General features: G+C 29.0%; 26 protein-coding genes. 8 read left to right on the top strand and 18 right to left on the bottom strand.

Annotated elements, in window-relative coordinates; all coding sequences use genetic code 11:
- Window positions 1–40: 40 nt before the first annotated feature.
- The gene (gene dsbD, locus CSPB_RS05535; RefSeq protein WP_089193480.1) at window positions 41–1786 is read right to left on the bottom strand and encodes a protein-disulfide reductase DsbD; all 1746 of its coding nucleotides are present in this window, start codon (window positions 1784–1786) and stop codon (window positions 41–43) included.
- 110 nt (window positions 1787–1896) lie between these two features.
- Here dsbD and ppk2 point away from each other — a divergent pair, with 110 nt between their 5' ends.
- Window positions 1897–2721: a polyphosphate kinase 2 gene (ppk2, locus tag CSPB_RS05530; RefSeq protein WP_089193479.1), complete on the top strand. Its 825-nt coding sequence runs from the start codon at window positions 1897–1899 to the stop codon at window positions 2719–2721.
- Here ppk2 and CSPB_RS05525 read toward each other — a convergent pair.
- The 3 genes from CSPB_RS05525 to CSPB_RS05515 are packed head-to-tail and all read right to left on the bottom strand — an operon-like array spanning window position 2718 to window position 5515.
- Window positions 2718–3497 (bottom strand): 3'-5' exonuclease, encoded by a 780-nt coding sequence (locus tag CSPB_RS05525; protein ID WP_227484130.1) that lies wholly within the window; start codon window positions 3495–3497, stop codon window positions 2718–2720. The two genes, ppk2 and CSPB_RS05525, sit on opposite strands and share 4 nt — an antisense overlap.
- Before the next feature lie 2 nt (window positions 3498–3499).
- Window positions 3500–4141, bottom strand: coding sequence for a ribulose-phosphate 3-epimerase (gene rpe / locus CSPB_RS05520; protein WP_089193477.1), 642 nt, complete (start codon window positions 4139–4141; stop codon window positions 3500–3502).
- 9 nt (window positions 4142–4150) lie between these two features.
- Window positions 4151–5515, bottom strand: coding sequence for a chemotaxis protein CheX (locus CSPB_RS05515; RefSeq protein ID WP_151899143.1), 1365 nt, complete (start codon window positions 5513–5515; stop codon window positions 4151–4153).
- A 144-nt stretch (window positions 5516–5659) separates the two neighbouring features.
- On the opposite strand from CSPB_RS05515, the gene rpmB reads away from it, so the two are divergent.
- From rpmB to CSPB_RS05475, 7 genes are all read left to right on the top strand, one after another.
- Window positions 5660–5851 carry a 50S ribosomal protein L28 gene (rpmB, locus tag CSPB_RS05505; RefSeq protein WP_033915900.1) on the top strand — a complete coding sequence of 64 codons (192 nt, stop codon included), beginning with the start codon at window positions 5660–5662 and terminating at the stop codon, window positions 5849–5851.
- 25 nt (window positions 5852–5876) lie between these two features.
- A complete protein-coding gene (locus CSPB_RS05500; protein ID WP_033915899.1) occupies window positions 5877–7004 on the top strand; it encodes a potassium channel family protein in 1128 nt (375 codons plus the stop codon).
- Complete coding sequence (argJ, locus tag CSPB_RS05495; RefSeq protein ID WP_089193474.1) at window positions 6997–8181, top strand: bifunctional glutamate N-acetyltransferase/amino-acid acetyltransferase ArgJ; 1185 nt, start codon at window positions 6997–6999, stop codon at window positions 8179–8181. Before CSPB_RS05500 ends, argJ begins: the two co-directional genes overlap by 8 nt.
- Before the next feature lie 69 nt (window positions 8182–8250).
- The gene (locus CSPB_RS05490) at window positions 8251–8475 is read left to right on the top strand and encodes an HP1242/YdcH family protein (RefSeq protein ID WP_033915897.1); all 225 of its coding nucleotides are present in this window, start codon (window positions 8251–8253) and stop codon (window positions 8473–8475) included.
- 68 nt (window positions 8476–8543) lie between these two features.
- Window positions 8544–9434 (top strand): Gfo/Idh/MocA family protein, encoded by an 891-nt coding sequence (locus tag CSPB_RS05485; protein ID WP_089193473.1) that lies wholly within the window; start codon window positions 8544–8546, stop codon window positions 9432–9434.
- Window positions 9431–10375, top strand: coding sequence for a ferrochelatase (gene hemH / locus CSPB_RS05480; RefSeq protein WP_089193472.1), 945 nt, complete (start codon window positions 9431–9433; stop codon window positions 10373–10375). The genes CSPB_RS05485 and hemH overlap by 4 nt, the downstream gene beginning before the upstream one ends.
- Window positions 10376–10402: 27 nt before the next feature.
- Window positions 10403–10864: a hypothetical protein gene (locus CSPB_RS05475; RefSeq protein ID WP_089193471.1), complete on the top strand. Its 462-nt coding sequence runs from the start codon at window positions 10403–10405 to the stop codon at window positions 10862–10864.
- A 1-nt stretch (window position 10865) separates the two neighbouring features.
- On the opposite strand, the gene CSPB_RS05470 is transcribed toward CSPB_RS05475, so the two are convergent.
- The 14 genes from CSPB_RS05470 to fliL form a co-directional block, all read right to left on the bottom strand.
- On the bottom strand, window positions 10866–12623 hold the full coding sequence (locus tag CSPB_RS05470; protein WP_089193470.1) for a peptidoglycan D,D-transpeptidase FtsI family protein: 1758 nt from the start codon (window positions 12621–12623) through the stop codon (window positions 10866–10868).
- A complete protein-coding gene (fliE, locus tag CSPB_RS05465; RefSeq protein WP_033915894.1) occupies window positions 12623–12916 on the bottom strand; it encodes a flagellar hook-basal body complex protein FliE in 294 nt (97 codons plus the stop codon). The genes CSPB_RS05470 and fliE overlap by 1 nt, the downstream gene beginning before the upstream one ends.
- 6 nt (window positions 12917–12922) lie before the next feature.
- Window positions 12923–13417, bottom strand: coding sequence for a flagellar basal body rod protein FlgC (flgC, locus tag CSPB_RS05460; protein WP_089182722.1), 495 nt, complete (start codon window positions 13415–13417; stop codon window positions 12923–12925).
- A gap of 9 nt (window positions 13418–13426) precedes the next feature.
- Window positions 13427–13864: a flagellar basal body rod protein FlgB gene (flgB, locus tag CSPB_RS05455; RefSeq protein WP_089182721.1), complete on the bottom strand. Its 438-nt coding sequence runs from the start codon at window positions 13862–13864 to the stop codon at window positions 13427–13429.
- A 78-nt stretch (window positions 13865–13942) separates the two neighbouring features.
- Window positions 13943–14482 carry a CDP-diacylglycerol--glycerol-3-phosphate 3-phosphatidyltransferase gene (pgsA, locus tag CSPB_RS05450; RefSeq protein WP_033915891.1) on the bottom strand — a complete coding sequence of 180 codons (540 nt, stop codon included), beginning with the start codon at window positions 14480–14482 and terminating at the stop codon, window positions 13943–13945.
- 1 nt (window position 14483) lies between these two features.
- Window positions 14484–15263: an enoyl-ACP reductase gene (locus CSPB_RS05445; RefSeq protein WP_089193469.1), complete on the bottom strand. Its 780-nt coding sequence runs from the start codon at window positions 15261–15263 to the stop codon at window positions 14484–14486.
- Window positions 15263–16132, bottom strand: coding sequence for a 4-hydroxy-tetrahydrodipicolinate synthase (dapA, locus tag CSPB_RS05440; protein ID WP_227484142.1), 870 nt, complete (start codon window positions 16130–16132; stop codon window positions 15263–15265). Before dapA ends, CSPB_RS05445 begins: the two co-directional genes overlap by 1 nt.
- A gap of 23 nt (window positions 16133–16155) precedes the next feature.
- A complete protein-coding gene (locus CSPB_RS05435) occupies window positions 16156–17406 on the bottom strand; it encodes a M16 family metallopeptidase (RefSeq protein ID WP_089193467.1) in 1251 nt (416 codons plus the stop codon).
- Between the two features lie 9 nt (window positions 17407–17415).
- The gene (locus CSPB_RS05430) at window positions 17416–18471 is read right to left on the bottom strand and encodes a quinone-dependent dihydroorotate dehydrogenase (protein ID WP_089193466.1); all 1056 of its coding nucleotides are present in this window, start codon (window positions 18469–18471) and stop codon (window positions 17416–17418) included.
- Window positions 18471–20201: an ABC transporter ATP-binding protein gene (locus CSPB_RS05425; RefSeq protein WP_089193465.1), complete on the bottom strand. Its 1731-nt coding sequence runs from the start codon at window positions 20199–20201 to the stop codon at window positions 18471–18473. Before CSPB_RS05425 ends, CSPB_RS05430 begins: the two co-directional genes overlap by 1 nt.
- A complete protein-coding gene (gene cysS / locus CSPB_RS05420; RefSeq protein ID WP_089193464.1) occupies window positions 20198–21580 on the bottom strand; it encodes a cysteine--tRNA ligase in 1383 nt (460 codons plus the stop codon). Before cysS ends, CSPB_RS05425 begins: the two co-directional genes overlap by 4 nt.
- Window positions 21564–22964 carry a murein biosynthesis integral membrane protein MurJ gene (gene murJ, locus CSPB_RS05415; protein ID WP_089193463.1) on the bottom strand — a complete coding sequence of 467 codons (1401 nt, stop codon included), beginning with the start codon at window positions 22962–22964 and terminating at the stop codon, window positions 21564–21566. Before murJ ends, cysS begins: the two co-directional genes overlap by 17 nt.
- Complete coding sequence (gene acpS / locus CSPB_RS05410) at window positions 22964–23314, bottom strand: holo-ACP synthase (protein WP_089193462.1); 351 nt, start codon at window positions 23312–23314, stop codon at window positions 22964–22966. Before acpS ends, murJ begins: the two co-directional genes overlap by 1 nt.
- Window positions 23311–23853 (bottom strand): flagellar basal body-associated protein FliL, encoded by a 543-nt coding sequence (gene fliL / locus CSPB_RS05405; RefSeq protein ID WP_033915883.1) that lies wholly within the window; start codon window positions 23851–23853, stop codon window positions 23311–23313. The genes acpS and fliL overlap by 4 nt, the downstream gene beginning before the upstream one ends.
- Between the last annotated feature and the right edge of the window lie 36 nt (window positions 23854–23889).

Raw genomic sequence — 23889 nt, 5'->3', positions numbered from 1 at the left:
AAATAAAGTTTGATTATAAATCAAATAAACATAAATTTAGCTAAATTTCTTCTATATGTTTTAAAAAATCTTTAGCAGTTATTAAACCTATTATTTGTTTGTTTTTTAATTCAATTCCATCTTTAAAAAATATAATAGCAGGGGGACCATAAACTCCAAATTCTTTCATCATTTCTTTGTTTTCATTATTGCTATTTGTAACATCTATCTTTACAAGTTCAAATTCAAAAAGTTTTTGTTTCACATCATTATCTTGAAAAATATTTTCTAACTCTTTACAATTTACACACCAAGTTGCCCAAAAATCTATCATAACTGGCTTTTTTGAACTATGAATTATATTTTTTAGTTCTTTTAAATTTTTAGCATATTTAAAAGAAATTTCTTGATGATTTATTTGAGGGCGGTTTTTACTAATTGTAATGTTTTCAAGTGGTTTTGATATATCTGTTGCCCCACTTGCAAATCCTATAATTAGTAAAATTGAGTAGATAAATACAAAAATACAAATAGATTTTTTAAATTTCATAAAAGTGCTTTTTGCTCTGTCAAAACGTCCCATGAAAATAGCAAAAAATATCCCAATGACACCATAAATAAGCATTGTTAGATTTTGATTTATTATTCTTGATAACATCCATACGGCCATTATTAGCATTATAAAGCCAAATAATTTATTAATTTCTTCCATCCAAATTCCTGGTTTTGGAAGAAATTTTTTTCCACCAAGACCTATTAGAAGCAATGGAATTCCCATGGCAAAGCTCATTACAAAAAGAGCTAGTCCTCCAAGAAGTATATTTCCACTCTGAGCTATGAAAAGAAGTGCTCCAGCAAGTGGTGCTGCTATGCAAGGTCCTACTATCAAAGCTGATAAAAATCCCATAATGGCTACGCCAAAAAACCCTGTTTTATGTTTAGTTTTTGAGTTTATGAAATTTTGAATAAAAAGAGGCATTTGAAATTTAAAAACACCAAACATTGAAAGAGCAAAAAATACAAAAATAAGACTAAAAGATATGATAACAACAGGAATTTGAAGTATTCCTTGAATACCCATGCCAAAAAGACTTGCTAACACACCTGCTATGGCGTATGCTATACTCATTGAAAATACATAAACTAGACTTATTATAAAACTATGTTTTTTGCCAACATCCCCTTTTGATACAATTATGCTTGAAAGTATGGGAATCATTGGTAAAATGCATGGCGTTAAAGCAAGAAGCAGTCCGTATCCAAAAAATGTAATTAAACTAACAAAAACGCTGTTTTTTGATAAATTGCCAGCTATAGTTTGATGGTTTGATGAGTTGCTTGATTTATCTGTTTTTATATATTTTGGAGTTGAAAATTTTTTTAAATCTATTTGAGATATAGAAATTTCATATGTGTTTGCATTTTTTTTAATATCTATCTTTTTTGCTAAAGGTTCATAGCAAAAGCCATCATAAGCACATCCCAAGTAATCAACTCTTAGAGAAAGCTCATCTAAATTATTTATAAGTCCAAGCGGAATTAAAACATCAAATTTTCCGCTATAAATTTGATAATTTTTATATTGTTTGCTTTGTGGAAAATTTAAAAACTCAGTTATATCTTTGTCTTGCGAAAGTAATTTTACCTTGATTTTATCGCTATAAAGATATGCTTTTTTATCTATATTAAATTCTAAATTTAAACCAATATTATCTAACATTTTGGCTTGTATATCAAAAACATTATTTATATTTGCAAATAAAAAACTACAACTAAAAAACAGAAAAAATATTATCTTATTAAACATTATAAATTCCAATTCTTATATGAGGGTATTGCATTATACTAAAACTTAATTAAGATTTTATTTATAATGTTATAAAATTGTTAAAGTATTTATACAAAAAAGGATACGATATGCTTAATGAAGAAAAAAAAGAAAATAGAAAAAAAGAGAAAAAGGAAAAGAAAAAAGCATATAAAAAAGAGCTTAAAAATCTTCAAATAGAGCTTTTGAAAATGCAATATTATATAAAAGAAAAAGGTTTAAAACTTCTTATTATAATGGAAGGGCGAGATGCTGCAGGAAAAGGTGGAACTATAAAACGCATAATAGAACATTTAAATCCTAGAGGATGTAGGGTTGTAGCACTTCCTAAGCCTAGTGATGTAGAATCCACTCAATGGTATTTTCAAAGATATGTCGCTCATTTGCCAAGTGCGGGAGAGATTGTTATTTTTGATCGCTCTTGGTACAATAGAGCAATGGTAGAGCCTGTTATGGGATTTTGCACACAAAAAGAGCATAGAAATTTCCTTCAAGAAGTGCCGCAATTTGAATTTCTTTTAACTAGGTCTGGTATTATGATTTTTAAGTTTTTCTTATCTATAAATAAAGAAACACAGGCAAAAAGATTTAAAAGCAGAAGAACAAACCCATTAAAAAGATTTAAAATTTCCCCTGTTGATAATATGGCACAAGAACTTTGGAATCAATACTCAATGGCACAAAGTAGTATGTTTTTACAAACAGATACAGATATAAATCCTTGGATTATTATAGATTCAAATAGTAAAAAACAAGCTAGAATAAATACTATAAAAACAATATTAAATAAAGTTGATTATAAGGATAAATGTTCTCAAGATAAGTTAAAAATAAACAAAGAAAAAATTAGAAGTGCTGCAGATGAACTAAAAATATTAGAACAAGCGATTAAAAAAATGAAAATTACACTTTAGTCGGTATTTATTTTTTCTGGCTTTGGTATTATTGGTGCTGTTTTGCTAAAATTTATAAGATCATAAGTAGTTTTGATATTATCTGGTATGAAATTTAAACAATGCTGAAAAATTTTTGTAGCAGATATCGTATCGCTCATCGCTCTATGATGGGCGTTGTTTATGTTTAGAAGTTCTTTTAGATGTTCAAGACCATATTTTTTTGATGATATTGTTCTTTTTGCAAGTTCTATTGTGCAAAGTTTTGGATTTAAAAGTATTCCAAGTCCAATTTTACTTAGACTATTACTTATAAAATTGTAGTCAAACCTGACATTATGGGCTATAAATACAGAGTCTTGCAAAAAAATCTTAAATTTTTCTAGTGCAATTTTTAAATTTGGTGCATCTTTTAAATCGTTTGTAAAAATTCCTGTTAATTGTGTAATATTTTCTGGTATAAATGGTGCATAAATTAGCGTTTCAAAAGTATCTACGATTTTTGAATTTTGTAGTTTTACAGCACCAATTTCTATAATCTGCCCATCTTTCATACTACCATTTGTTTCTATATCTACAATACAAAATACTTGATCTTTAATCAATGTATGTTTAAAAACTGGAACAACTCGATTTATGTAGTCTTTTTGTAAATTTAACCCAAGCGTTTTCCATTCACATAAATTTTTTACATTTATTATCTCATTTATCTCTTTGATGTTGCTTGCTATATTTACAAAATCTTTGTAATAAAGTGGATTTGTTATAAAAAATTTAATAAAAGCCTCTAGCTGCAATTTTATATCTTTAATGAATCAATAGATGTCTTGTAATCATTTGATGAAAATATATAATTTCCAGCTACAACTATATCAGCCCCAGCTATTTCTATGTCTGATATATTTAATCCATTTATACCGCCATCAACCTCTATCATGCATTTTATGTTATTTTTATCTATCATATCTCTTAAAGCAGATATTTTTTTAAGAACAAGAGGCATAAATTTCTGTCCGCCAAAACCAGGATTTACACTCATTAAAAGCACTATATCAACACTATGAATTATATGTTCTAGCATAGAAACTGGAGTGTGTGGATTTAGGACTATTCCTGGACTAATGCCGTGATCTCTAATGTATTCAATCATTCTTAAAGGATGTTTTTCTTCTTCTATGTGAAATGTTATAAACTTTGGTTTAATGTCTAAAAAAAGATCTACAAAAAATTTAACATTTTTTACCATTAAGTGTATATCAAGTGGCACACTTGAAGCTTTTGCTGCAGCTTTTACAACACTAGGTCCTATTGTTAAATTTGGTACAAAATGACCATCCATAACATCTATATGCAAAAGATCAGCTCCAGCTTCACAAACTTTTTTTATATCACTGCTTAAATTTCCAAAATCAGCCGAGAGAATACTTGGTGCTACATACATTATTTTCCTTTATTTATTTAAAAATACAATACAACTTTTTCCGCTTATATCAAGTTCTAAAAAAGCGCCTTTGCTTTTATTTGCTTCAAATTCCTTGATGTTTGTTATACTTCTTGACATTGTAATTTCTACTTTTTGTTTTTTTTCATTAAACATCAAAAGTATATTTTCACCTATTATATCCATAAATTCTGCTAATGCTACTGCTATATCACTTCTTTCATTTTGATTTTCATCTAGTAAAACTTTGCAAATTTCTTTGGCGCAATTTTCGCTTGTACATAAGAGCAATTTTCCATCAATATCACCATAAAATGCTATATATGCACCTATGTAATCTTCAAAACCTTTTGCACTAAATGGTATTAATGATGCTTGTTTTTTTGTAATTTGTGTTTTTAAAATAGAAGATATTGATGAGCTTATAATGCTTATTATATTTGGTAGTGTTTCTATTAAATTTTTACCAATGTTGTTTATTTTATTGCTAAGCATTCCTGCACCGCCACTTATTGTGCTTTCATCATTATAAAAATCTTCCATAGAATCATAAACTAAAATTCCGCCATCTTCAAGCTCATTTTTTAGGGCTTGAGTTATATTTTTTATATTACAAATTGCTATTACTACGCCATATTCTGCACTTAAGACAGAAAGACTTGCTAAAAAGGCTGTTCCATATACGTTAAAAGATGGTATATTTGTTCCATCAAAAATAAAATATTTAAACCCAACTTTAATTAAATTCTCATAATATTTTTTATCAAAATTTTCAGCAAAACTGGAATCTAAATAACCATTAAGATTATACACAACAACATTATCTTTTATGTATATTTGTGTATTTTTTTCATAATTCATAATATGTGTCATACTCAAAATATGGTCAAAATCTTTTTGCATATTTTTAAAATCATCAACATTTTTTGCTATATGAACATCGTGTCCTTTTTGAGCAAGGCTTAGGGCTATTTTAGCATTTTGCTTTTGGCTATCTGTATATATTAAAACCTTTTTTTTATTTTCGTTTGATTTATCATAAAAAAGCATTCCCACTTCAAGTGTTTCAAATAAAGAATAATTTATACTTTGATCAGACATATCAAAAAAAGATTTAAACATTTTTTCATTATAGTCACAAAGCCCTATGCTGATTTTTAGTTCTTCTTTTATATTTAGCAATGTGTTTATTATATTGTTAAATCCGATTTTATTAAAAAAAATTACTTTTTTAAATGAAATAAATACACAAACTGGCATTTTTTCTTTTAGATAAAGTATATCATTAGAGTCTATTATGGTTTTTGACATTGCACCATCAATAAAACCAATAGGAGAAAAAATAGCAACGCTATTTTTTAATACAGGGGTCATATTTTCACTTTCTTTAATAAATTTGTTTTGTATTTTACCTATAAAATCTTTTAAATTAAATAAATTTATAAAAGTAAATTTAAGTAAATATTTTGTTTATTATGATATAATTGCAAGTTTATTTTATTAGATTAAGGAAAAACTATGTCAAAAAGATGTGCAATAACAGGAAAAGGTCCTATGGTTGGAAATAGTGTAAGTCATGCTAACAATAAAAGCAAAAGAAGATTTATGCCAAATTTACGCTCTATCCGTGTTACTTTAGAAGATGGAACAACTAGAAGAATCAAAGTTGCTGCTTCTACTATTAGAACTATGAAAAAACATTCAAAATAATAAAATAAATTTAAAAGAGGAGTAGATGTCTTTACTAGAAAAGATAAAAAAATTCCTCAACTGGTCTGATTCTTCAAAGCCAGAAGTAGATTTAAATACAGAACTATACGAACAACTACGCTTTTTTCGTCTTCCTTTGATAGCAGTTATCCTGATGCTTATGTTTGGGGCATTAGGATATGTTGTTATCAACGATTTTTCTTTGATAGATGGGATTTATCAAGCTGGTATGACCTTTACAACGGTTGGTTTTACGGAAGTTGATTATATATCGCCAGCTGGAAGACTCTTCACAATAGCACTTATTTTCACTGGATTTGCTGTTTTTTCATTTTCTATAGGTCTTGTTATAGAGGTGTTAAAAAAAGGATCGCTTATAAATGTTTTTAAGGAAAGAAAGATGATAAATGATATAGCTAGATTAAAAAAACATTTTGTTATTTGTTATCACAATAACTATACTATAGAACTTACAAAGCAGTTTAGGGAAAACCATATACCTTTTGTTGTGGTTGATGAAAGGGATGACTTGGGAGATTTGGCAGAAAAGTATAAGTATCCTTACTATATAAAAGCTGCACCGCATACAGAAATTGCTCTTAAAAAGACACATTTTTCAAGTGCAAAGGGACTGATTGCCCTTAGTGAAAATATAGCTGATAATATAGCAATTATTACAACAGCAAGGTTGTATGAAAAAGAGCTTGGTAGAGAAGAGTATTTTATAATGAGTACAGCAAACAATGAGGACGACACCGTAAAGCTTAAAAAACTTGGGGCAAATTCTGTTGTAACGCCGACTAAGCTAGTTGCACAAAGACTTAGTGCTGTAAGTGTTAGGCCTGATATGGAAAATATGCTTGAAGAATTTTTGTATAAAAAAGGCTCACCTATAGATATAGAAGAGATTTTAGTGCCTGATTATTCTTGGATTAGATTTAAAAGACTAAAAGATACTCATTTAAAAGAGCTAGCAAGTGCAAATATAGTAGGCATAAAAGATCAAAATAATAAATTTATGCCTATGCCAAAAGATGATATTTTGATAGGAACTGGCTCTAAACTTCTTGTAATAGGTACAGCAGATGGTATAAGGATGACTAAAAGAGTCATAAGAAGCAAATATATGCCAGAGGAGTTGAAATATGTTTGATATAATTTCTTTAAAAAATGGACTTGAAAATGTAGATGGTTTTTGTTTTGGTGGAGTAAATGCTGGTTTTAAAAAAGATTCAAATGATTTAGGATTTATAAGAAGTGATGAGGCTTATGATGTAAGTGCTGTTTTTACTAATAATAAATTTAAAGCAGCTCCTATTAGGCATTTTTTAAATTATCCAAAAAATTTTAAAACAAATTTTATACTTTTAAACTCAAAAAATGCAAATGCTATGACAGGACAAAACGGAATTGATGATATAAATTTTATTTTTGAAAACTTATCACAAAAGATAAATTTGATAAATCCTATAATGAGTTCAACTGGTGTTATAGGATATAGACTAGATAACGCAAAAATCATATCTGCATTTGATAAGATGGATTTTAACTCAAAAGATAGCAATGGTGTAGCTAAGGCAATTATGACAACAGATAGTTTTAAAAAAGAGCTGGCTTTTAGGGTTGAGCTTGAAAATGGCGGATATTTTAATGTTGCTGCTATTTGCAAAGGTGCGGGTATGATAAATCCAGCTTTTGCAACTATGCTTTGTTTTATACTAACAGATGCAAATGTTCCAAAAGAAGATATGGATGAAATTTTATTTGGTAGCGTTAAGCATAGTTTTAATGCTATTAGTGTAGATGGCGATACATCCACAAACGATACTTTAATGTTGCTTACTTCAAGAAAAACTGAATTTTATGATAAAGTAGCTTTTAGAGAAGTTATAAATTTGATAACAAAACAGATGGCATTATATCTTGTTCAAGATGGAGAGGGTTCCAAAAAAGTTGTATCGTTTAGTGTAAGTGGGGCAAAAAACGATGAAGAAGCAGAAATCGCTGCAAAAGCTCTTTCAAATTCACTTCTTGTAAAAACTGCGATTTTTGGAGAAGATCCAAATTGGGGAAGAATAGCTTCAACCATAGGTGCTAGCAAAGTAGAGTGTAAAGAAGAAAATTTAGTTATAAAATATGATGAAGTTGTAGTTTTTAGCAAGGATTTACCTCAGTTAGATGAGCAAAGAGAAAATTTAGCTCATAATATAATGAAAAAATCAAGTTACAAGATAAGCTGCGATTTAGGAATAGGAGAAGGTAAATTTGAGACTTATGGATGTGATTTAGGTCATAAATATGTAGATATAAATTCAGATTATAGATCATAATAAAAGTAGTTTTAAGTCTTGAATAGATAAAATGCTAGACAAATAATAATTTTATTTTAAGGAGATATTATGTTTCATGAGTATAGAGAGCTTATAACTGAGCTAAAAAATAAAGATGCACACTTTGCAAAAATTTTTGATCGTCATAATGATCTTGACCAAAAGATCAAAGATGTTACAGAGGGTAGAGAGCATATGGATAATTTTGAACTTGATAAACTTAAAAAAGAGAAACTTCTTTTAAAAGATGAAGCATATGCAATTCTTTCTAATTATGAAAAGGAAAATAAGTAATTTGTTGTTTTCGGATGAGTAAGTCTTGCTCTTAAATTTATTTATATCGCTTTTATTAAGGAAATTTTTTGGATAAGATAAAAGTCGCTATTGTAGGTTTTGAAGATATAACAAAGAGTTATTATAGTGATCTTAGGCGTTCTGATTATTTTGAGCTTGTTGGAATTTCTAAACAAGATAGTTCAAAAAATTTACCAGATATAAAAACTCAAATATATCAAAGCGTAGATGAGTTATATTCGTATCACTCGCCAGAAGCACTTATTATAACTGCTCCTGCTAATATGCGTAAAAAAACTTTTTTACAATGTCAAAAGTATGCTAAAAATTTTTTAATACATGCACCATTATCTACTAATATGGGAGATATAAATGAGATGGCTTACATTGCAAAAGAAAATAATCTAAAGGTTTGCATTGGTTACAACACTAGATTTAATCCAGCTATAATATCACTAAAACAGGCTTTAAAAAAAGAAGAGCAAATTTATAGTATAAATATCATACATTCTTCTACTTATCCTAAAGATACTTTTGGTGGTATAAAAATGTCTATTACAATCAGCGATTTGGATCTTATAAGATACATTTCTTCATCGGAAATATCAGAGTTTTGTGTATCTACAAATAGTATAAAAGATAAAGACATAGAAGATGTTTTATGTGCTAAAACAAAAACAACAAATGGAATAATTTGTAGCATAACCAACTCATGGAATTATAAAATAGATAGATTTTGTATAGAAATTTCTTGCTCTAGTGGGCATTATATGGCTGATTTGATTGCATTTAACCTTAGAAAAATGGACGATAGGGGACTTATAAATTTAAGAGTTGATAATGAAGATATGTCAATTAGATTTCAAAATAGTGAATTTTTTAAATATTGTATGAGCGGCGATATAGGAAATTTAGTTAGTATAAAAGATTCCATAGCAATATCGAAAGTGATTTTATGAAAAAAGTTTTATTTCTTTTAAATATGGGTGGTCCTTCAAATTTAGATGAAGTTTGTGTATTTTTAAAAAATATGTTTAATGATAAATATATAATAAGTGTAAAAAGTAATCTTCTTAGAAAATTTATAGCTTATATGATAGTTAGTTTTAGAAAAAAAGAAGCTAAAAAAAACTATGAGATGATAGGGGGCAAATCTCCTATTTGTGATATTACTTCAAGTCTTGTTAAAAAACTTAAAAATAGTGATTATGAAGTTGATTTTATAATGAACTACACTCCGCCTTTTGCCAAAGATGTGCTAAAAAAATACAAAGATGCAGATGAGTTTATTTTGCTTCCGCTTTATCCTCATCATTCTAGCACCACAATTTTATCAAGTGTTGATGATATTAAATGTGCTATGGGGGAACTTGGATTAAATCAAAAAATAACTCAAATTCCATATTTTTACGAAAATAATCTTTATAATGATGTAATTTTAAATTTAATTATAGAAAAAATAAAATCTAAAAATTTAAATACACAAGATATTGTGTTGATATTTTCTGCACACTCTTTGCCTATAAAGATAATACAAAATGGTGATTTATATGAAAAACACATACAAGATCATGTTTGTATATTATCTAAAAAACTTCAAGAAAATGGTGTTATTTTTAAAGATATAAAGCTTGCATATCAGTCAAAATTAGGTCCTGTTAAATGGCTCGCTCCAAATATAGTTGATGTTATGAAAGAATTAACTCATAAAAAAGTCATAGTTTTTCCAATTGCATTTTGTATAGACAACTCAGAAACAATTTTTGAGATAGATATAGAATATAAAAAACTTGCAAAAGAGCTAAATTATGAGTTTTTTGATGTTATTGGGTGTCCAAATAATAGAGATGATTTTGCAAAGTTTATAGACACTATAACAAGGAATACTTTTTGCTTATGAAATAGTACCTTAGCTAAAGGAGAATTTATGAAAATAGAAGATATAAATTCCATAATATCTACATTAGGTACTGTAGCAAATAGTGCTAGAATTGGTGATTTTGATCAAGAGTTATCTAAAGCTTTAGTATCTCAAAATCAAAAACTATCTGATGATTCAAAGATAGGCAGTGTTGAAGAGTTTCGAGATAGGCTTACAAAGTATGGCTCTTATGCTTTTTTAAATATTCTTAATGCTGAAAAAATAAATGAAAAAATTGAACAAAAAAGGCAAGAGTTAAAAGAGTTGTTAGGACTTAATGATACTAAAAATCTTAGCAAAGATAAGATTGCTGATTTAAATAAGATTTTAGAAGATTCGCTTGATGATTATAAAAAAGAGTTGTTAGCCAAATTTCAAAATAATGCAATTTTAGAAAAAGCCCAAAATATTAATTCTAAAAATAACTCATCAAATTTTACTTTATTTGATTTGATAAGTTTAATTTGAATTATATGCTAGGTATGAGTTGCTGTTCTTGTATTAAGAGTTCTACAATGCTTTTAAATATAGGAATAGCACTTTGTGAAGCATAAATCTTACCTTCTTTTGGTTCTCTTACAAAAACCCCTATGGTATAATTATGTCCAAATTTATCATCCGCAAATCCAAAAAACGAAGCATTATAAAGACTTTTTGAGTATCCTCCGCCAACAGCTATACGAGAAGTTCCAGTTTTTCCGCCTATATTTAACCCATCTATATTAGCTTTTTTACCAGTTCCATCCTTGACAACTCTAATTAGTATATTTCTCATTCTTTTTGCAACATCTTCAGTTAAAATTTGCTCTTGTGGTGGAATAGGTCTTCCTTTGTATAATTTTCCATCTTTTTGCAAATTTGATACTAGTTGAGGTGTTACAAGATAACCATTGTTATTAAAAACAGCATAAGCTCTTAGAAGTTGCAAAAATGTAGTTTGTATGCCATAACCATAACTTGCAGTTCCTCTATAAATTTCAGAGTTTAGCTCTGATAAGCTTGGGATTATTCCTCTTTGTTCGTAAGGTAAATCTATGCCAGATCTTTTCGTAAATCCAAATTTTATGAAATTCATATAAAGTTCTTCGCCAGATATTCTTTTTGATAGCTCAACCATGCCTATATTTGAAGAGTGTATTATAACCTCTTCAGCGTTCATGCTTTTTGCAGGATGACTGTCTCTTATAGTGCTTTTACCGTGTTTATATATACCATTGTGTGTATTAATTGTTTCTAGCGGATTTACCTTGTTTGCTGACAATAAATATGCAAAAACAATAGGCTTTATAACAGAACCTGGTTCATATGCATATTCACTAGAAGTTGAGTTTAATGCTCTATAATTTTCTTTTTTTATGTTTGATGGATTATATCTATTTGTAGTAGCAAGTGCTAACATTTCGCCAGTTTTACTATCCATTATTCCTGCAACTATCTCTTTAGCTTCTATGTCTTTTATCATAGTATCTAAAATATATTCAGTCATTTTTTGTAGCTTTAGGGATATATTTAATATCACATTATATCCATCTATTCTTTGTCCAAGATCATTTGGTTTTTCTATTATTATATTATTGCTTAAATCTCTTGAGCCTACAATCTGAGCATCTTTTATAGATGCCAAATAATCATCATAATATTTTTCTATACCTTTTACACCCTCTCTTTTTATAATTCCATTTTTTATCACTTCTTTTACATAGCCTATTGATGGCGTTAAGCTATCTTGTGCCATATAAACTCTATACTCTCCTTTTTCTATGATACCCATTGCTTGTGCATCGTATTTTCTACCATTATCGTCAACAAAGGGTATGAAAACTGAGTTTGTTGAAAAAAATCTTCCAAGCTTTTTTAGATGTGCTGCAGTTTTTGCGGATATATTTTTTGATAATATAACATATCCTTTTTTGCTATTTATAATTTTTTTTATTTTGTTTGGATTATTATCTGTATATATAGAATAAAGTTGTATAAACAAATCTTTTTTATCTGGATTTAGACTTCTTGTATCAATTTTTACATCAAAAATTTTTTGAGTAGTTGCAACTCTAAAACCATCTTTTGATATTATATCGCCTCTTATGGATGTATCAGAATCGCTTGCTATGCGACCTACTATACGTCTATCAAGAGTTGCTCTATAAAAAAACACTACAAGAAGTATTAAAAAAGCCGCCAAGACAAGCAAGAAAACGATAGTTATTTTTGATTGTCTAGCTATCATTATAATTGTGTTCTTGATATCTCTTTATATGCGCTTAATGCTTTGTTTCTTATTTCTAACATTAATTTCATGCTTGTTTCTGCTTTGCTTATAGCAAGGGCTGCTTGATGTAAATCTTTTACTTCCCCTGTTGCAAGATCTGCTAAAGCTTTATCTGCATTTATTTGAACTTCGTTTAACTCTTTTAAGGAGTTATCAAGCATTTTAGAAAATTCTCCACTATTTGATGAAGTTTTATTTAAATTTTTATCACCTATGTGTGTATTAAGATCTATTTTGTTTATATTATTCATAATTTATTATCCTTTTAATAAATCTATCGCACTTTGTGTTATGCTTTTTGTTGTTTGGAAAGCTGACACATTTGCTTGATACGCTCTTGTTGCTTCTATAAGATCAGACATTTCGATAACTGGATTTATATTTGGATATGCAACATATCCTCTTGTATTTGCATCTGGATGAGATGGGTCATATTTCATTATAAAATCCTTATCGTCTCTTACTATCTTATCAACTACTACACTCATGATAGATGGGTCGCCATTTTTTGGTGAGTCTGAATCATCAAGTGGATTTGAGTATTCTAACATATTATGGCTTTTTTTAATCTGATTATTTAGTTCTTTGTTAAAATCAAATGCTTTAAATATAACTTCTCTTCTTCTATAAGGACCACCTTCTGCTGTTCTTGTGGTTTGAGAGTTAGCTATATTTGAGCTAATCACATTCATTCTAAATCTTTGTGCACTAAGACCATATCCACTTATATCAAAATCACTTAAATATGCCATAATTTATCCTTAAATTTTACCGCTTGCTTCGATTACTGCCTTAAATATCGCACCACTTTTACTAAGTGCGGCATCTATAGCACTTATCATCATTGCATTTTTACTCATTTCTGAAGTTTCTACATCTAAGTCAACCGTGTTTGCATCATTTCTAGCCATATGACCATCTCTTAGATAAATTGTTCCAAAACTATTTTTTGGAAAATCAACTCTTGGAAAATGGGCGTCGTTTGTCTGAGCTAATTGCAATATTTGATTTTGTTTATTGTTATATATTTCTTCAACTTTTTCTTTTAAAGCAGATTCAAAATCAACATCTCTTGCTTTATAAAAAGGTGTGCTTACATTTGCTAGATTGCTAGATATGAGCTGATTTCTTAAATTTCTACCAGATAACGCTTGTTCTAAAAGTGGTTTTGCTTTGGTCGTATTTATTCCTGCAAACATATTAATCCTTTTTATTTTATAGGTTACAAGCAAATTTCGTTCCAAAATTGATTATTGAATAAACTTAGAATACAATAATTATTTTTTTTGGTTTAGATGTTTGCAGTATCCATTTATGTATTCAAAACCAGAATATAAAGTTAGTCCAACCGCTATCCATAGTAAAATAGATCCGCCATACCAATTCATACATAAAAAACCTATTGCTATCATTTGAAAAACAGTTTTTACTTTTCCAGTCATAGAAGCAGCTACTTTCACTCCATCGCTTGCGAGAAAAACTCTAAAGCCTGTTATGAAAAACTCTCTTACCAATATCAAATAAACAGCCCATGGATTTGCTCTACCTATCATCATAAGACCCATAAATGCAGCTAATGTTAACATTTTATCTGCTAATGGATCAATGATTTCTCCTAGTTTTGTTGTTTGTTTCCAATTTCTTGCTATATAACCATCAAAAAAATCAGTAATAGATGCTATAACAAAAACAAGTGTAGCAAAATAATTTAACCAGCTTATGTGAATAGTTGGATTTTTTATCTCAAGAAGTATATAAAACATAAGTGGTGCAAGGAAAATCCTTGCAAAAGCTAAAATATTTGGTATGTTTAACATATTATTTAAATGTGGTTCCGCCGTCTATTATCAATGTATGCCCAGTTACCCAACTAGCATCTTTTGAGCATAAAAACAGACATGCTCCAGCTAAATCTTCTGGTTGACCCATTCTACCAAGTGGGCTAAGTTTGGCTGTAATATCTCTTACTTCTTCATAATTTGTAAATGCTTTTAAAGCATCTGTATCTATTGGTCCACCGCTAACTGCATTTACTCTGATGTTTTTTTCTCCAAGCTCAGTTGCTGCGTATCTTACCATTGCTTCAACCGCTGCTTTACAAGTTCCATGACCTGAATAATTCTCTATAAAAACTCTATTTCCAGTTGAGCTTATGGATATTATTGATCCGCCACCAACTTTTTCCATCCTTTTTGCAGCCTCTTGTGCACCAACTACAAAAGCGTTGACTGTTGCTGTAAAAATATTATTTATGCCTCTTGGTTTTAATTTCATAAATTTAGTATATCCTCCAGCAACTGCACGCCCTGAAATTATAGCATTTGAGATAAAAAAATCTACTCTATCAAAATCTTCATCAATTTTTAAAAAAAGCTCTTTATATGTTTCTGGTTCTAGTATGTTTAACGCATAACATCTTGCTTTTATATTATATTCTTTTTCTAACTCTTTTACTTGTGTTTGTGCTAACTCTTCATTAGAATTGTAAGTAAAAGCTATGTTTGCACCAGCTTTAGCAAATTTAAGTAGTATGGCTCTGCCAATTCCTCTCGTTCCACCGCTTATAACTAGTGTTTTATCTTTGTAAAAATTATCCATTAAAATCCTTTTATATGGTATTGTTTCATAATATTTTCAATTTTTTTCATATTTTCATTACTAGGTTCACAAAGTGGCAATCTATACTCAAGCACAGGTATTAATCCTGCTATAAACATAGAGGCTTTTATTGGTATAGGATTGCTTTCGCAAAACATTATTTTATTTATGTTGTATAGTTTGTCATTTATAGCTTTTGCTTTTGAAAATTGTTCATCTAGTGCAAAATGAGTAAGTCTAGCTGTATAATCTGGCAATAAATTTGAAGTTACAGAAATTACACCTTTGCCACCATTGCTTAAAATTGGATAGTTTATTGCATCTTCTCCACTCATAACAACCATATTTGGCTCATGTGCTAGTAAATCAACGCATTTATCTATATTTCCACTAGCTTCTTTAACGCCATAAATATTTTGGCAATCATTAAATAGTCTTATAGCAGTACCAGTTTGTATATCACAGCCAGTTCTTCCTGGAACATTATATAATAAAACTGGTATATCTACATTTTTTGAAATTTCACTATAATGTCTATAAAGACCTTCTTGTGTAGGTTTATTATAATAAGGTGTAACAGAAAGTATACCATCTGCGCCTTGTTCTTGAGCAAATTTAGCCAAAGATATAGCTTCATGCGTTGCATTACTTCCAGCACCTGCTAAAACTTTAGTATTTGTTCCTTTGCATAGTTCAACTGCAATTTCAATGCAAGTTCTGTGTTCATCATGAGTTAGTGTTGCACTCTCGCCAGTTGTTCCAGCAGGAACAACACAATCAATGCCATTTGCTATCTGTCTTTTTATGAGTTTAGCATAGGTATCCTCATCTATTTTCCCATTTTTAAAAGGAGTAATTATGGCGGTCATTGCACCTATTAATACTTTTTTGCTCACTTGTTTTCCTTTCTTAAAATTACTGTTGTTGATGTATGTTTGACAAAATATTTTTGTGCACATTTTTGCAACATTTTAGAATCTAATGCCTCAATTTTACTCTCTAAGTTTAAAAGTGGCTCCAAATCACCTTTTGCTATATAACTACCATAAAGAGAACTAACTTTACTAGCACTTTGGAGAGAGTAGATAAGTTCTGCTTTTATGCTATTTTTGATTTTGGTAAAATCATCTTTGCTTATTGTATCATTTTTTGTTTTTTCTATCAATAAATTTATCTCTTTTTCTACAAGCTCTGCTTTGATTTCATTGTTGCAAATTGCTATTATTATAAAAAGACTCTCATCAATATTGTCCATATTGTAAGCATAAATTTGATTTACTAGTTTTTTTTCATCTACTAAAACTCTTTGTAAAAGTGAGCTTTTTCCATTACTTAAATACTCACTTAATCCTTCTAGACAAACGCTATCTTCGTGATTAAAAGGTGGTATTTTATAAGCTATTGCTATCATCTCAACATCACTTTGCTTTGTTAGATAGATTTTTTTTGCACCATCTTGTAATGGTTCTTGGCATATGACATTTGGTATTGCTGATTTGTTTTTTATATGCTCAAAATATTTTTTACTTAGATCAAAAACACTTTTTTTGTCTATATCGCCACTTACTATTAAAAATGCATTTTGTGGTTGATAAAAAGTAGAGTGAAAGTTTTTAATGTCTTTTATGCTCCAGTTTTGTATATCATCGTAAAATCCGATTGGTGTCCAATGGTATGGATGATGCAAAAATGCGTGATTAAAAAGCCTAAAATATAGATATCCCATAGGCGTATTATCAGTTCTCCATCTTCTTTCTTCTAAAACAACATCTCTTTCTGGTTGAAATTCGCTATCTTTTAAATTTAAATTTTCCATAATTTCGCTAAAAAGATATAGAGATTTTTCTAAATTTTGTTTTGAACATTTTATAAAATAGTGTGTATAATCAAAACCAGTTGATGCATTATCAATCCCGCCAAAACCCTTAACTATTTCATCAAATTCGCCAGCTTTTAAGTTTTTAGTTGATTTAAAATTTAGATGTTCTAGCATATGGGCTATTCCGCTTTTTCCCATTATTTCATTTCTTGAACCAACTTTATAAAATATATCGACACTTATCACATTTGAGCCAATATTTACAGGTATGTGATAAATTTCCATTTTATTTTTTAGTATTTTTTTATTAAATTTATTAAGCATGATATCCCTTTATTTTAAATTTACTCCGACTGCTTGCGATATATTTTTATATCCATCTTGTTCTATCATTTCTGCAAGTTTTGAGTTTATGTTATAGCAAATTTTAGGTCCATTATATATAAAAGCTGTGTAAATTTGCACCAAATTTGCTCCAAGTTTAATTCTTTCATAAGCTTCATCTGCGTTATTTATACCGCCAGAACTAATTAGTATGGTTTTACCAAAAAGCTCTTTTGCAAGTTCTTTTAAAAGTGTTTTTGATCTGTTTTTTAGAAGTTGTCCGCTAATGCCTCCAAAATTTTTAGCATTTTTACTTAGAGAATAATCAATGGTTGTATTTGTTAGTATTATGCCATTTGCTCCATTTTTTATAGCAGTTGTGCATATTTGCAAACTTTTTTCTATACTCATATCAGGAGATATTTTTAAGATAATTGGTTTGCTTGTTAGCGGTTTTATAGCTAAAAACAGATCATTTATAAAACTTTCTTCTTGTAAGTCTCTTAAATTTGGCGTGTTTGGCGAACTTATGTTTATGACAAAAGCATCACTAATTTCGCTAAAAATTTTAACTAAATTTATATAATCATTTACGGCTTCAGCATTTGGTGTGATTTTGTTTTTGCCTATATTGCAAAAAATTGGTATCTCAAATGGATAAATATCTTCAATCCTATTTTTTATAACTACTGAGCCATCATTGTTAAATCCCATTGCATTTTGAATGCTTTCTTCTTCTATAAGTCTAAATAATCTTGGTTTAGCATTTCCGCTTTGTGGTTTTGGGGTTAGTGTGCCATATTCAATATGCCCGTAACCAAGTGCAAAAAGAGATTTTATCATAGTCGCATTTTTATCAAATCCTCCGGCAATGCCAATTGGATTTGGAAAATTTAGTCCAAATATATTTTGATTTAAAATTTCATTTTTATAGGTAAAATTTTTTTTGAGTATATTTAAAGCAAATGGAAATTTTGATGCGGTTTTTAAGCCAATTTCTGCTATATGGTGTGCATTTTCTGGATCAAATTTAAAAAATATATTTTTTATAGTATTATATTGCATTAATTTTCCTTATCCGTTATAATGGTTCCTTTTAAATTTTTATATATTTCACAACTATTTGAAAGTTCCTCATCATTACCAAAAGCTACTATTTTGCCATTGCTTACAACTGCTATTTTATCTGCATCTTCTACTGTGCTCATTCTATGGGCTATAACAAATATTATTTTATTATTTGAGAGATTTCTTATGATGTTTGTTATAACTTTTTCGCTTTCATTGTCTAATGCGCTTGTTGCCTCATCAAAAATTAAAATTTGAGGATTATCATAAAGTGCTCTTGCTATTGTTATTCTTTGTCTTTGTCCGCCACTTAAATTTGTTCCAAATTCATTTAGTATTGTTTCTATTCCATTTTCTAAATTATTTACAAACTCAAGGGCATTTGCCATTTTTAGAGCATCTATAACTTTTTGTTTATCAAAATCGTTTCCATAGCATACATTTTTTGCAACAGTATCGTTTAATATATAAGCACGCTGCGAAACAAAACCTATATTTTTTCTAAGAGATTTTATGTCAAATTCTGCTATGTTTTGATTATTTACTAAAATGTCGCCTTTTATGGGGTCATAAAACCTCATAAGTAAATTTATTATAGATGTTTTTCCACCACCACTTTTGCCAACTATTGCTATGAGTTCGCCTTTTTTTACTATCAAATTTACGCCATTTAATACAACTTTATCTTGATATTTTAAATAAATATTATTAAAAGATATTGTGTTTATGTCTTTTGGAAATTCTTCTTTTCCACTTAATATGTTAGGATGTTTGTCTATTAATTCAAAAGTTCTTTCGCTTGCTGCTATGGCATCTTGCATACTATTGTGTAATTTTGAGATTTTTTTTAGAGGCGTATAAAGCATAAAAAGTGCTGTTAGAAAGGAAAAAAAACTTCCTACGCTTAAATTTCCATCAATTACTTCTTTTCCGCCAAATATTATAACTATGGAAATTCCAATAGAGCCGAGAGTTTCCATTATGGGGCTAACAATCTCTCCTATTTTTACGCTTTTTAAATTTAGTTTGAAAAATTTATCATTTTCTTTTGAAAATCTATTTAATTCATAATCTTGAGCATTTTTTGATTTAATGATTTCTATATTTGTAAAAATTTCGTTTAAACATGAGCTAATATCTGATGTTTTTTCTTGAGAAGATCTTGAAATTTTCCTCATTTTTTTAGCAAGTTTGGATATCGGAAAAACCGCAAGAGGCATTATAATTAGTGCAAAAAATGACAATTCTAAGCTTTGATAAAGCACAACGCACAAAAGCCCGATAATAGTTATAACTTCTCTTATAAACTCAGGAATCATAGAAGATACAACGCTTCTTATTCGCTCAATATCGTTTATATTTCTACTTACAAGTTCTCCAACTCTATGCTGGCTAAAAAATTCCATATCCAGTTTAAGTAAATTTCCAAGAAGTTTTTCCCTAAATCTCCTAACAGTATCTTGCCCAATATATGCTGTATAGTAAGCTTGCATATAAGTTCCAAGGCTTTTTATAAAATAAATTGCGATAATTGCATAAGGCAAAATGTATAACATATCTTCGTTTTTTTCTACAAAGATTTTATCTAAAACAGGCTTTACAAGATACGCAGAAATCGCAGAACCAGCCGCAGCCATAATCATACCTAAAATTGCCAATGCAAAATGAGGCACATAGTCTTTAAAATATGGTAAAAATCTTTTGAAAATATCCCTTATGCCATTCATAGCTTTTCCCAAATAGTTCCACTTGGTGTATCCATAATGGAAATTCCTAAATCTATTAAATTATCTCTTATTTCATCTGCTTTTTGATAATTTTTTTCTTTTTTTGCTTCATTTCTCTGTGTTATGAAATTTAAGATATTTTGTTTTGTTTCATCATCCACGCCAAATTGAAAATACTTTGTGGTATCAACTTTTAAAATACCTAAAATTTCACTACAAAAGTTCAAATTTGCTAAAACTATCGCTTTATAGTTTTTATCTTTTGGGTTTTTATCTAGATATTCGTTTGCCGAATTTACCATCATATCAAGTGTTGCAAGTCCAAGAGATGAGTTTAAATCATCACTTAGTGCTTCTAAAATTTCTGTTTTAAATTTCTCATCAACCATACTAGGCTTTACATCTAAAACTCTTTTTTTTAATCTGTAAATTTTATCTAACCTTTTTTTGCTTGCAAGTAAATCTTGCAAATTATAGTTAAAATTTGCTCTATAATGAGTGCTTATTAAATAAAATCTCAAAACTTCCCCGCATACGATTTTTAATGCATCTTTTATAAAAAAACTATTTCCAAGGGATTTACTCATCTTTTCATTATTTATTTGTACAAAGCCGTTATGCATCCAGTATTTTGCCAAGTTTTTATGCTCGGCACATCTACACTGTGCTGCTTCGTTTTCATGGTGTGGGAAAAGTAAATCCATACCACCTGCGTGAATATCTATGAGTGTTTCATCATCATAAGCAAGGTGTTTTTTTATCATTGCAACACATTCTGTATGCCATCCTGGTCTTCCTTTGCCAAAAGGACTTTCATACCATTTTTCATCAAATTTCCATAGTACAAAGTCTTTTTCATTTTTTTTATTTTCATTTGAGATAACTCTTGCTATATTGTCTTCGCTATCGTTTTTATGGCTTAAAGATAGATAATCTTTATCTTTTGATGTATCAAAATATACGCCATCATTTAGTATATAAGCTGAATTATTTTTTATCAAAAGTTCTATATATGATATGATTTCATCTAAATTTTGTGTAGCTTTTGGCTCAAAATCGGCTCTTAATACATTTAATTTATCCATATCATCAAGATATCTTTGTATATAAAAAGATGTTATTTCTTCTAAGCTTTTGCCACTTTCATCCATCTTTTTTAAAATTTTATCATCAATGTCTGTGAAGTTTTTTACAAATTTAACTTTATATCCAAGTGATATGAAAACTCTTCTTAAGAGATCAAAACTAACGCTACTTTTTGCATGTCCTAAATGTGCGTCATCATAAACAGTAGGACCGCACACATAAATTCTAACTTCACCATTTTTGATTGGCTTAAATTCAACTTTTTTCTTTTTGACACTATCGTATATAACCATCTACAAAACCCTTAAAAACTAATAATATCAATATTTCTAACACGCAAAGTGCAAAAATTATTAAAATTTTCTTAGCACTTATTATAGCCAAAAAATTATTAAACGAAAAAATCTTAATATTCATAAAAAGCAGATAAAACGCCGAAATAGAGCTAGCAAGTGCAAGTCCAGCAGCACCAAGAGGTTTTATCAGTAAAAGGCAAAAAATCAAATTTATCAAAAGACTGTATATAGATATTTTTGCTGCTAACTTTTGTTGCATTTTTGCATACAGCCATAAAGAAAAAAGTTTTGCTAACCCAAAGGCAATAAGTCCAATCATAAACATACTAAGAACTTGAGCACATTCTTTGGTATTTTGTGAATTAAATTCGCCTCTTTGAAATAACAGCCAAGTAATTTCATAACTAAGCATTATGCCACCAATGCTAGAAAAAAGTAAAAATGCAAGTAAAAAATGAAATGATTTACTCATTAAATTTAGTGCATTTTCATATGAATTTACTTTGATTTGTCTGCTAATTTTTGGAAAAACAGCTGTTGTTAAGGCTACGGCAAAAAGAGAGTAGGGGAGTTGAAAAATTCTATTTGCATAATACAAATAGCTAATGCTACCAGTTGCTAAAAAACTAGCAAACCAAGTATCTATAAAAGCACCAATTTGTGCTGAAGATGAGCCTATAATTCCATGATAAAAATTTTTCCAAAAACCATCAGTTTTAGTTCTAAGCCCTTTTTTAAATTTAATAAAACCACCTTGTAAAATACGCAGCATTTTTATGTGTTTAAGTGCTATTATGTGGGTTAGCGCCTGTAAAAATCCGCCAATAACCACGCCATAACTTAGATAATATGCCGCAGTTTTTTGATCATTTCCATAAGATAGCAATAGTGCACAAATCATAGAAATATTAAGAAGTGCAGTTGAAAAAGCAGTTGTTGCAAAATGCCCTTTGTATTGGAGCATAGAAGCAAAAAGAGTTACTAAAAAAATAAAGCTAAGATACCAGAAGTTGATCTTTACAAGCGGAACTGCTAAGTCTATCATATTTTTATCAAAACCAATAGCTAAAGCCTTTGTAAAAAGTGGAGCAAAAAGCATAACAGTAAGACTTAAAAGTAGGATAAAAGATAGAAATTTAAGTAAAATTTCTATGCTAAAAAGACCTTTTTTATTTGTTGATACAAAATTTGGTAAAAAAGCCTGCGTAAATGCACCTTCACCAAAAAGTCTTCTAAAAAGATTTGGTAATTTAAACGCTATAAAAAATATATCACTCCATACACTAGCACCTAAAACCGCAGCTGTTAGCATGTCTCTTAAAAAGCCTAAAATTCTTGAAAATAGTATACCAAAGCTGTTTGTAAAAAAATGTTTTAGCATTATTTTTTTTGTAAAATAACAGCAGCTATGGCAAAACCACCATCGTGGCTTATGCTTAAGCTTGCGTTTTGTATATCAAAATTTGATTTAATTTTTTGAGCTATTTTTAAAAATGGAGCACCATTGCTATCTTTGTAAATTTCAACATCGTGAAAAGAAAATTCCTTGCTTATGCCACATCCTAAAGCTTTAGCAAAAGCTTCTTTTGCGGCAAAAAAGCCAGCCATTGTAGCTTCGCTTTTTGCTATGTTTATCTCATCTTTATTTAAGAATTTATATAAAAACTTATCACCATATTTTAGTTTTAAATCAGATATCCTTTTTATGGCAATGATATCTATTCCTATCATTGGATGATAAAATCCGTGAAATATACATTTTTTATATAGCCATCTGTTAAAATTTCATTTATTTTCCCAACTATTTCATCTTTTAATCGCTCTTTACCTTTTGTTGTGCTGATTTCTTCGATGGTTTTAGATGAAAGTGAGCGTATAACAATGTCTCTTATTATGGATTTTTTCTTATCCATTTCTGGTGTTAAAGTTTCTATGCTAAGTTCAAAATCTATTGAAGTTTTTAGGTATCTAGAACCGCTTTCACTTAGCAAATTTACAACAAATTGATCCATTGGATACATTACGCCAATATTCATAAAATCGCTGTATCTTACAGATGTATTTGGTTTTGGTACCGGTTGTGTTTTGTGTGAATCGGATTTTGTTTCAACTGCTACTTCTTGTTCTGGATGAGAAGATAGCATAAGTCCGACAATAACTCCTAATACAAGTAAAATTATAAAAGATAATGCTATTACGATTATTAAAATTACTTTTTTGCTACCGCCTTTTTTTTCTTTTTTCTCTTCTTTTTCTTCTTCGGCCATCATAATTCCTTAAATTTTTTATTTAATCTTGACATTATA

Source organism: Campylobacter sputorum (assembly GCF_002220775.1).
GTDB classification, from domain to species: domain Bacteria; phylum Campylobacterota; class Campylobacteria; order Campylobacterales; family Campylobacteraceae; genus Campylobacter_F; species Campylobacter_F bovis.
Note: the sequence above shows the minus strand (reverse complement) of the source record. Positions and strands in the feature narration are given on the sequence as shown.

What these genes read in the sequence shown, in the direction of transcription:
- dsbD (WP_089193480.1), bottom strand. Translation starts at nt 1,786, where the DNA reads ATGTTTAATAAGATAATATTTTTTCTGTTTTTTAGTTGTAGTTTTTTA.
- ppk2 (WP_089193479.1), top strand. Translation starts at nt 1,897, where the DNA reads ATGCTTAATGAAGAAAAAAAAGAAAATAGAAAAAAAGAGAAAAAGGAA.
- rpe (WP_089193477.1), bottom strand. Translation starts at nt 4,141, where the DNA reads ATGTATGTAGCACCAAGTATTCTCTCGGCTGATTTTGGAAATTTAAGC.
- CSPB_RS05515 (WP_151899143.1), bottom strand. Translation starts at nt 5,515, where the DNA reads ATGACCCCTGTATTAAAAAATAGCGTTGCTATTTTTTCTCCTATTGGT.
- rpmB (WP_033915900.1), top strand. Translation starts at nt 5,660, where the DNA reads ATGTCAAAAAGATGTGCAATAACAGGAAAAGGTCCTATGGTTGGAAAT.
- CSPB_RS05500 (WP_033915899.1), top strand. Translation starts at nt 5,877, where the DNA reads ATGTCTTTACTAGAAAAGATAAAAAAATTCCTCAACTGGTCTGATTCT.
- argJ (WP_089193474.1), top strand. Translation starts at nt 6,997, where the DNA reads ATGTTTGATATAATTTCTTTAAAAAATGGACTTGAAAATGTAGATGGT.
- CSPB_RS05490 (WP_033915897.1), top strand. Translation starts at nt 8,251, where the DNA reads ATGTTTCATGAGTATAGAGAGCTTATAACTGAGCTAAAAAATAAAGAT.
- hemH (WP_089193472.1), top strand. Translation starts at nt 9,431, where the DNA reads ATGAAAAAAGTTTTATTTCTTTTAAATATGGGTGGTCCTTCAAATTTA.
- CSPB_RS05475 (WP_089193471.1), top strand. Translation starts at nt 10,403, where the DNA reads ATGAAAATAGAAGATATAAATTCCATAATATCTACATTAGGTACTGTA.
- CSPB_RS05470 (WP_089193470.1), bottom strand. Translation starts at nt 12,623, where the DNA reads ATGATAGCTAGACAATCAAAAATAACTATCGTTTTCTTGCTTGTCTTG.
- fliE (WP_033915894.1), bottom strand. Translation starts at nt 12,916, where the DNA reads ATGAATAATATAAACAAAATAGATCTTAATACACACATAGGTGATAAA.
- flgC (WP_089182722.1), bottom strand. Translation starts at nt 13,417, where the DNA reads ATGGCATATTTAAGTGATTTTGATATAAGTGGATATGGTCTTAGTGCA.
- flgB (WP_089182721.1), bottom strand. Translation starts at nt 13,864, where the DNA reads ATGTTTGCAGGAATAAATACGACCAAAGCAAAACCACTTTTAGAACAA.
- pgsA (WP_033915891.1), bottom strand. Translation starts at nt 14,482, where the DNA reads ATGTTAAACATACCAAATATTTTAGCTTTTGCAAGGATTTTCCTTGCA.
- CSPB_RS05445 (WP_089193469.1), bottom strand. Translation starts at nt 15,263, where the DNA reads ATGGATAATTTTTACAAAGATAAAACACTAGTTATAAGCGGTGGAACG.
- dapA (WP_227484142.1), bottom strand. Translation starts at nt 16,132, where the DNA reads ATGACCGCCATAATTACTCCTTTTAAAAATGGGAAAATAGATGAGGAT.
- CSPB_RS05435 (WP_089193467.1), bottom strand. Translation starts at nt 17,406, where the DNA reads ATGCTTAATAAATTTAATAAAAAAATACTAAAAAATAAAATGGAAATT.
- CSPB_RS05430 (WP_089193466.1), bottom strand. Translation starts at nt 18,471, where the DNA reads ATGCAATATAATACTATAAAAAATATATTTTTTAAATTTGATCCAGAA.
- CSPB_RS05425 (WP_089193465.1), bottom strand. Translation starts at nt 20,201, where the DNA reads ATGAATGGCATAAGGGATATTTTCAAAAGATTTTTACCATATTTTAAA.
- cysS (WP_089193464.1), bottom strand. Translation starts at nt 21,580, where the DNA reads ATGGTTATATACGATAGTGTCAAAAAGAAAAAAGTTGAATTTAAGCCA.
- murJ (WP_089193463.1), bottom strand. Translation starts at nt 22,964, where the DNA reads ATGCTAAAACATTTTTTTACAAACAGCTTTGGTATACTATTTTCAAGA.
- acpS (WP_089193462.1), bottom strand. Translation starts at nt 23,314, where the DNA reads ATGATAGGAATAGATATCATTGCCATAAAAAGGATATCTGATTTAAAA.
- fliL (WP_033915883.1), bottom strand. Translation starts at nt 23,853, where the DNA reads ATGATGGCCGAAGAAGAAAAAGAAGAGAAAAAAGAAAAAAAAGGCGGT.